The following is a 7687-nucleotide window of genomic DNA, read 5'->3' as shown; positions in this document are numbered from 1 at the left end:
AACCACCGCCGGAAGCCGCGCCAGCGCCCGCTCCAGCCACCCCGTCACCAGCGCGGCCGCGCCGCGCCCCCGCGTCCCGACCGCCACCGCCACCCCGGCCACCAGCGCGACCACCGCGAGGTCCGGCAGCACCCGGGCCCGGAACTCCCCCGGGCCCGCGCCCTGCGCCACCACCCCGCACGCCACCGCGCAGTACCCCGCCCACACCGCCCGCGCACCACCGCGCCCCGGCAGCCCCGGACCGCGCGCCGCCACCCGGCCCGCCGCCCGGGACAGCCGGACCACCGCCAGCAGGCCGAGCAGCAGCGGTGTGACCGTCAACGGCGCCTCCGCCACGCCGCGCAGCACCGGCGCGCCGTGCCCGAGCAGCCACAGCGCCGTCACCAGCCGCAGCGCCCCGGACGCGCCGTCGTCCGCGTACGGCGTCACCACCCAGAGCCCGAGCACCGGGACGGTGACGAGGCAGAGCCCCGACAGGGCCGTCCGGACCCCGACGAGCAGGGCGGACAGAACGGGCCTCGCCCCCAGTTCGCCCGGCGCTCCCAGAATCGGACGACCCGTCAGCTGCGTCATGGTCCACATCGTGCCAAGGCGACTCGCCATGCTCCGTGAAGAGGCAAACGGCCGGGGTGTCCCAGATTATTGGCTTATGCGCATTTTCAGACCATGCCCTTTCGCCGCCGCGACCGACCCGGCCAGGAGCGTCTGATGACCAAGCCCCCGACCGCCGCACACCCCGGCAACCAGCCCGCGCCCGCGACGCAGCGCCGCAGCGGGAAGGGGCGCCCCGGCAAGGCCAGGACCGGACGCGGCCGCGCCGACGGCCCCCCTGCCGGGGCCGGGAGGGACGAGGGCGTGGCACTGTTGCGCCGATTGACGGCACGTGAGGCACAGGCCTTCGCCCACCTCGCGGCCGGCCGGGACCTCGCCGACACCGCCGCCGCCCTCGGCGTCACCCCCGCCACCGCCCGCAGCTACCAGCACCGGGCCCTGCGCAAGCTCGGCACCCGCACCCAGTCCGAGATCACCGCCCTCGCCGCCCTCCTCCCCACCACGGCCTCCGGCACTCCCGCGGACGCGGCGAAGACGGGAACCCCACAGCACAACCCAGCGACCGACCGGCGGTCCACAAACGGCACGCGCACGGACCTGACGGAGACGCAGAGCCCACAGGCCACCACGACGACCGACCCCGCCGCCGACCGGCGGCCCCCTCACGACACACCCACGGCCCCCGCGAGCACGCGCCCACAGCACAACACCACCACCATGACCAACCCGAGCACCGACCGGCAGCACTCGCACGACTCGCCCACAGACCCGGCGGAGACCCGAACCCCACAGGCCACTCCGACGGCCAACCCACAGCCCCCGAACAGCACACCCTCAGACCCGGCGAAGACGGGAACCCCACAGCACACCGTCACGACGACCAACCCAGCGACCGACCGGCAGCCCCCGCACGACACACCCACGGCCCCCGCGAGCACGCGCCCACAGCACACCACCACCACCATGACCAACCCGAGCACCGACCGGCACCGCTCACACGACACACCCGCAGGCCCAGCGGAGACCCGAACCCCACAGGCCACTCCGACGGCCGGCCAGCAGCCTTCGAGCGGCACACCCGCAGACCCGGCGAGGTCGCGAACCGTCGGGCAAGCCACCGCAACGGCCAACCTGGCGAGCGGTGAGCAGCCTCCAGATGGCCTGCACACGGCCCCGGCGAAGGCACAGGCCCCACGGCAGACCGCCGTGACGACCAGCCCCGCCGCCCAGGCGAACACCGCGACCCCGTCCGGGCACGCGGCCGACGGTCGCCCGGTGGCGAACGCCATCGGCACGAACCGGCCGCAGGGCGTGCGCCCCGGCCGAGCCGCCGACGCAGGCGCGGATGCGCCGCCGCAGGCAGGCCGGGCAGTCGAGCCGATGGCGGCGGGCCGGCCGCGCCTGGCGGAGGGGGCGATGGGACGCGATAGCCGACAGACGGCCGACGGGTCGGGGACAGAGCACCGTGACCGGCAGGCGGCGGCGAAGCAGCCAGCCGGTCACGGTGCCGCCCGGACGTCACCGGGGCTCGACAGCCGCGAGGCAGCGACGCGCGCGGCCGAGGCGGCCGACGGACGGCAGGTGGCATCCAACGAGCGGACAACCGAGGCGGACGGCAGGCGGGCGACTGCGGCGGCCGTCCCGGGCCCGGAGGGCGACCGGGCCGCCGTGGAGGGAGCAGCTATGGGAAGCAACGGCAAGCAGTCACGAGAGCAACCCGCCGAACGCAGCACCAAGCGCCTGCCCACAGGACCCGACGGCCGGCAAGCACCCCATGGGCAGGCGACCAAGGCGGACACCCCAGGCCCCGAGAACGACCAGACCACGGCTGAAAGAGCGGCCGTGGGAAGCAACGGCGACCAGCGGCCAGAGCAACCCGCCGAACGCAACACCAAGAAGCCGTCGGCGGGGCGCGACGGCCAGCGAGCGTCCAAGAGACGGGCGGCAGCGCCTGTGCCCGACGCCACCGACGGGCAGCCGGTGGCGTCGGGATCGGACGACGGGCGGGCGGCGGAAAGGACGACCACCGCCGCTGGCACGCGACCGGTGGGGCCGGCCTCCGGCAGCGGGCAGACGCCAGCACGCCCGGCCGCCACCGCCGGCCGGGCGCCGGAACCCGACGGCGATCAGACCACCGCCGTCGACGGCACACGGCCAGCGGGATCGGGGTCCGGCAGCAGGCAGACGGCAGCACGCACGACCGACCCCACCGGCAGGCGGCCCGTGGCGCCGGGACGCGGCGGTAGGCAGGCGGCGGCCCACACGGCCAAGGCGGACGGCGGGTGGGCGGCGGCGGGGCCCGACGGCACGCGGGATGCCGATGGTGGGCGGGGGGTGGGGTTTGAGGAGGTGTACGAGGCGGCGCACACGCGGTTGGTGCAGCAGGTGTTCCTGCTCACCGCGTGCCGGCATCGGGCCGTGCACTGTGTGGGGCGGGCGTTCGGGGAGGCACGGCGGCGGTGGGTGGCGGTGGCCGCGGGGGGCGAGCCGGAGGCGTGGGTGCGGGCGCGGGCGTGCGAGTTGGCGCTGTCGCCCTGGCACCGGGGCGGGCCGAGGCGCACGCACGTGTGGCGGCTGCCGCACCGTCGGATCAAGGTGCGGCCGGCGGACGAGACTCAGGCGGTGCTGCCCGACCACGACCGCCTCACCGACCGGGACCGCGCCCTGCTCAAGGCGCTCCGGTGGCTGTCCCGACCGCAGCGCCGGGCGCTGGTGCTGCACGACGGCCTGGGGATGCCGGCCACCGCGGTGGCGGTGGAGGTGGAGTCGACGGTGGCCGCCGCCGAGGGGCGCGTGTGGGCGGCGCGGGCGGCGCTGGCGCGGTGGGTGCCGGACCTGGTCGGGGCGGATCCGGCGGCGGACGGGTTCGCCGACCGGTTGTGCGCGCTGATGCACCGGGCGGCGGTGCGGGGGGCTCCGCAGCCGCACCGGCCGCCGGTGCCGCTGCTGCGGGCCCGGTACGGGCTGGCGAACGCGGGGCGGACGGGGGCGGCCGCGTTGCTGACGGTGGCGGTCGGCGGTGCGGCGGTGGCGACGCTGGCGGGCGGGGGGCCGGGTGAGCTGTTCCGGCCGGCCGGTCCGCCGCCGCCCACGCTCTGCGCGCCGGTCCCGGCCCTGGCGACCGGGCCGGACGCGCCGCTCCCGCTGTTGCCGGTGGGGCCGCTGTCGGGGATCCGGAGTCTGTGGTGCTCGCCGACGCCGGGGCTGGAGCCGGTCGTGGTGGATCCGCCGCCGCCCCGCGAGGACGGGCCGTACCGGCCGCCGACGGGCGGGCGGGCCACCGAGGCGCTGCCGCCACCGGGCGTGGTGGCCGCCGAACGGCCGCACGGCTGCGCGCCCTGGGCCCTGCACCCGTGCGCGACGGACGCGTGAAGCCCGGCCTCCGGGGTCACCCCGGAGGCGAGCGGGCGACCCCCGCCCCGAGCCGAAGGGGCGCGCCGGTGCCGAAAGGGAGGTGGCGCCGCGCCCGCCGACCGTCGGCACCGGGTCCGAGCGCACCGGAGGCGAGCGGGCGACCAGCACAGCGCCCCCGGCCGGAGGTCCGGGCGGGGGCGCTGTGGGGTGCGAGCGGGGAGGGTGTCAGCCCTTGATCAGCTCACGGGCCAGGCGGGCGGTCTCGGACGGCGTCTTGCCGACCTTGACGCCGGCGGCCTCAAGGGCCTCCTTCTTGGCCTGCGCGGTGCCCGAGGAGCCGGAGACGATGGCGCCGGCGTGGCCCATGGTCTTGCCCTCGGGGGCGGTGAAGCCCGCGACGTAGCCGACGACCGGCTTGGTCACGTTCTCCTTGATGAAGGCCGCGGCCCGCTCCTCGGCGTCGCCGCCGATCTCACCGATCATGACGATGAGCTCGGTCTCCGGGTCCTCCTGGAACGCCTTGAGGGCGTCGATGTGGGTGGTGCCGATGACCGGGTCACCGCCGATGCCCACGGCCGAGGTGAAGCCGATGTCCCGCAGCTCGTACATGAGCTGGTAGGTCAGGGTGCCAGACTTCGAGACCAGGCCGATCTTGCCGGCCTTGGTGATGTCGGCCGGGATGATGCCGGCGTTCGACTGTCCGGGGCTGATCAGGCCGGGGCAGTTCGGGCCGATGATCCGGGTCTTGTTGCCCTTCGAGCCGGCGTAGGCCCAGAAGGCGGCGGTGTCGTGCACCGGGACGCCCTCGGTGATGACGACGGCCAGGCCGATCTCGGCGTCGATGGCCTCGACGACGGCGCTCTTGGTGTGCGCCGGCGGCACGAAGATGACGGTGACGTCGGCACCGGTCTTCTCGATGGCCTCGGCGACGGTGCCGAAGACGGGGACCTCGGTGCCGTCGACGTCGACCGTGGTGCCGGCCTTGCGCGGGTTGACACCGCCGACGATCTGGGTGCCGGAGGCGAGCATGCGGCGGGTGTGCTTCATGCCCTCGGAGCCGGTCATGCCCTGGACGATGACCTTGCTGTCCTTGGTAAGGAAGATAGCCATGGTGTGAAAGTCCCTTCCTTACTTGTTGGCCAGCTCGGCGGCGCGGTCGGCCGCACCGTCCATGGTGTCCACCTGCTCGACGAGCGGGTGGTTGGCGTCGGTCAGGATCTGCCGGCCCAGCTCGGCGTTGTTGCCGTCGAGGCGGACGACCAGCGGCTTGCTGACCGCCTCGCCCTTCTCGGCGAGCAGGGCGAGGGCCTGCACGATGCCGTTGGCGACCGCGTCGCACGCGGTGATGCCGCCGAAGACGTTGACGAACACCGCCTTGACGTCGGTGTCGCCGAGGATGATCTCCAGGCCGTTCGCCATGACCTCGGCGGAGGCGCCGCCACCGATGTCGAGGAAGTTGGCGGGCTTGACGTTGCCGTGCTTCTCACCGGCGTAGGCGACCACGTCGAGGGTGCTCATGACGAGACCCGCGCCGTTGCCGATGATGCCGACCTCGCCGTCGAGCTTGACGTAGTTGAGGCCCTTGGCCTTGGCGGCGGCCTCCAGCGGGTTGGCGGCGGCCTTGTCCTCAAGCGCCTCGTGCTCCGGCTGGCGGAAGTCGGCGTTCTCGTCCAGGGAGACCTTGCCGTCGAGCGCGATGATCTTGCCCTCGCCGGACTTGATCAGCGGGTTGACCTCGACCAGGAGGGCGTCCTCCTTGATGAAGACGGTCCACAGGGTCTGCAGGACGTCGACGATCTGGTCGGCGACCTCGGCCGGGAACTTCGCGGCCTCGACGATCTCGCGGGCCTTGGCCTCGGTCACGCCCTCGTTCGCGTCGATCGCGATCTTGGCGAGGGCCTCGGGCTTGGTGGCCGCGACCTCCTCGATGTCCATGCCGCCCTCGACGCTGGCCATGGCCAGGAAGGTGCGGTTGGCGCGGTCGAGCAGGTAGGAGACGTAGTACTCCTCCTTGATGTCCGCGGTCTGGGCCAGCATCACCTTGTGCACGGTGTGGCCCTTGATGTCCATGCCGAGGATCTGCTCGGCCTTGGCGACGGCGTCCGCCGGGTCGGCGGCGAGCTTCACGCCGCCGGCCTTGCCTCGGCCACCCACCTTCACCTGAGCCTTGACGACGGCGCGGCCGCCGAAGCGCTCCGCGATGGCGGCAGCGTCTGCGGCGGTCTCGATGACATCGCCGTCAAGCACGGGAACACCGTGCTTGGCGAAGAGGTCCCTCGCCTGGTACTCGAACAGGTCCACGTGTTTGTCCTTGTTCGTGGTCGCGGATTGTGTCTCTACGAGCGTGCCACGGCAGGATCTTCGCTGCGGGTCGTCGGGGCGGTGCGGGTACGCAGAAGTACGGCCTTGCGGCCCACACAGCCACGGGCGCACACGTCAATCAACACGCGCGTCACGTCCGTCTGGCAGGTTATCCCCGGACGACGGGCGTGTTTCGCCCGGGGCCTGCCCGTCTTTGGTGAGAACCGTCACAGACCAGCTTAGGGGGCGTACGCCGGGCGCTCGGACCGGCGGCCCCGCTCGGCCGCGCCCCGGGTTGCGCCGTTCGAGTGAGTCCGGCGGCGTGATGTTGACCACCGCCCCGACCGCGCCGTTCACGCCCCAGCCCCCCCGGCCTCACACCCCCTGCTCCGGGACCGGGATCGGGCGCTTCTCGATCGCCGCCGCCATGATCTCCGGAAAGACGTCAGGGGTGCAGGCGAAGGCCGGGGCGCCGAGCGCGGCCAGCGCGGCGGCGTGCGCGTGGTCGTAGGCGGGCGCGCCCTCGTCGGAGAGCGCCAGCAGGGCGATGAACTGGACGCCGGCCGCCTTCATCGCGGCCACCCGCTTGAGCATCTCGTCGCGGATGCCGCCCTCGTAGAGGTCGCTGATCAGGACGACGATCGTCTCGGCCGGCCGGGTGATCCTGGACTGGCAGTAGGCGAGCGCCCGGTTGATGTCGGTGCCGCCGCCGAGCTGGGTCGCGAAGAGCACGTCGACCGGGTCGGTGAGCTGCTCGGTGAGGTCGACCACCGAGGTGTCGAAGACGACCAGCCGGGTGTCCAGGCTCTTCATCGAGGCGAGCACGGCGCCGAACACCGCCGAGTGCACCACGGACGGCGCCATCGAGCCGGACTGGTCGATGCAGAGGATGACGTCCTTCTTCACCGCGCGCTGGGCGCGGGCGTAGCCGATCAGCCGCTCCGGGACGACCGTGCCGTGCTCGGGCAGGTAGTTCTTCAGGTTGGCCCGGATGGTGCGGTCCCAGTCGATGTCGCGGTGGCGCGGGCGGTTGACCCGGGCGCTGCGGTCCAGCGCGCCGCCCAGGGTGGCCCGGGTGCGGTCGGCGAGCCGGCGCTCCAGGTCGGCGACCACCCGGCCGACGACCGCGCGGGCGGTCTCCCGGGTGGTCTCGGGCAGCGCGTGCTTGAGCGAGAGCAGCGTGCCGACCAGGTGGACGTCCGGCTCGACGGCCTCCAGCATCTCGGGCTCCAGCAGCAGCTGCTCCAGCCCGAGCCGGGTGATGGCGTCCTGCTGCATCAGCTGGACGACGGTGGCCGGGAAGTACTCGCGGATGTCGCCCAGCCAGCGGGCCACCTGCGGGGCCGAGCCGCCGAGGCCTGCGCTTCGGCGGCCGGAGCGCGGCTGCCCGGCCCGGCCGTCCTCGGCGGCGCCCCGGTAGAGCGCGGCGAGCGCGCCGTCCATCGCGGCGTCCCGGCCGTGCAGGGGGCGGCCGGTGCCG

The 7687-nt window shown here is 74.2% G+C and carries 5 protein-coding genes; 1 reads left to right on the top strand and 4 read right to left on the bottom strand.

The features are described from left to right. A partial coding sequence (locus ABD308_RS11275) for a cell division protein PerM (RefSeq protein WP_344331836.1) occupies positions 1-573 on the bottom strand: 573 nt, incomplete at its 3' end. Positions 574-708: 135 nt separating this feature from the next. On the opposite strand from ABD308_RS11275, the gene ABD308_RS11270 reads away from it, so the two are divergent. Next, the gene (locus ABD308_RS11270; protein ID WP_344331833.1) at positions 709-3924 is read left to right on the top strand and encodes a LuxR C-terminal-related transcriptional regulator; all 3216 of its coding nucleotides are present in this window, start codon (positions 709-711) and stop codon (positions 3922-3924) included. A 207-nt stretch (positions 3925-4131) separates the two neighbouring features. Here the strand turns inward: ABD308_RS11270 and sucD are convergent, their stop codons facing one another. From sucD to ABD308_RS11255, 3 genes are all read right to left on the bottom strand, one after another. Next, complete coding sequence (gene sucD, locus ABD308_RS11265) at positions 4132-5016, bottom strand: succinate--CoA ligase subunit alpha (RefSeq protein WP_344331831.1); 885 nt, start codon at positions 5014-5016, stop codon at positions 4132-4134. A gap of 18 nt (positions 5017-5034) precedes the next feature. After that, positions 5035-6207: an ADP-forming succinate--CoA ligase subunit beta gene (gene sucC, locus ABD308_RS11260; RefSeq protein ID WP_344331830.1), complete on the bottom strand. Its 1173-nt coding sequence runs from the start codon at positions 6205-6207 to the stop codon at positions 5035-5037. Between the two features lie 375 nt (positions 6208-6582). Beyond that, positions 6583-7687, bottom strand: a 1105-nt coding sequence (locus ABD308_RS11255; RefSeq protein WP_344331828.1) for a VWA domain-containing protein, incomplete at its 5' end; no start/stop codon positions are given.

The sequence above is a fragment of the Kitasatospora putterlickiae genome, from assembly GCF_039527695.1.
In the GTDB taxonomy this organism is placed as follows: domain Bacteria; phylum Actinomycetota; class Actinomycetes; order Streptomycetales; family Streptomycetaceae; genus Kitasatospora; species Kitasatospora putterlickiae.
Note: the sequence above shows the minus strand (reverse complement) of the source record. Positions and strands in the feature narration are given on the sequence as shown.

Excerpts from the sequence above, each read along its gene's own strand:
- ABD308_RS11270 (WP_344331833.1), top strand. The coding sequence starts at position 709 with ATGACCAAGCCCCCGACCGCCGCACACCCCGGCAACCAGCCCGCGCCC.
- sucD (WP_344331831.1), bottom strand. The coding sequence starts at position 5,016 with ATGGCTATCTTCCTTACCAAGGACAGCAAGGTCATCGTCCAGGGCATG.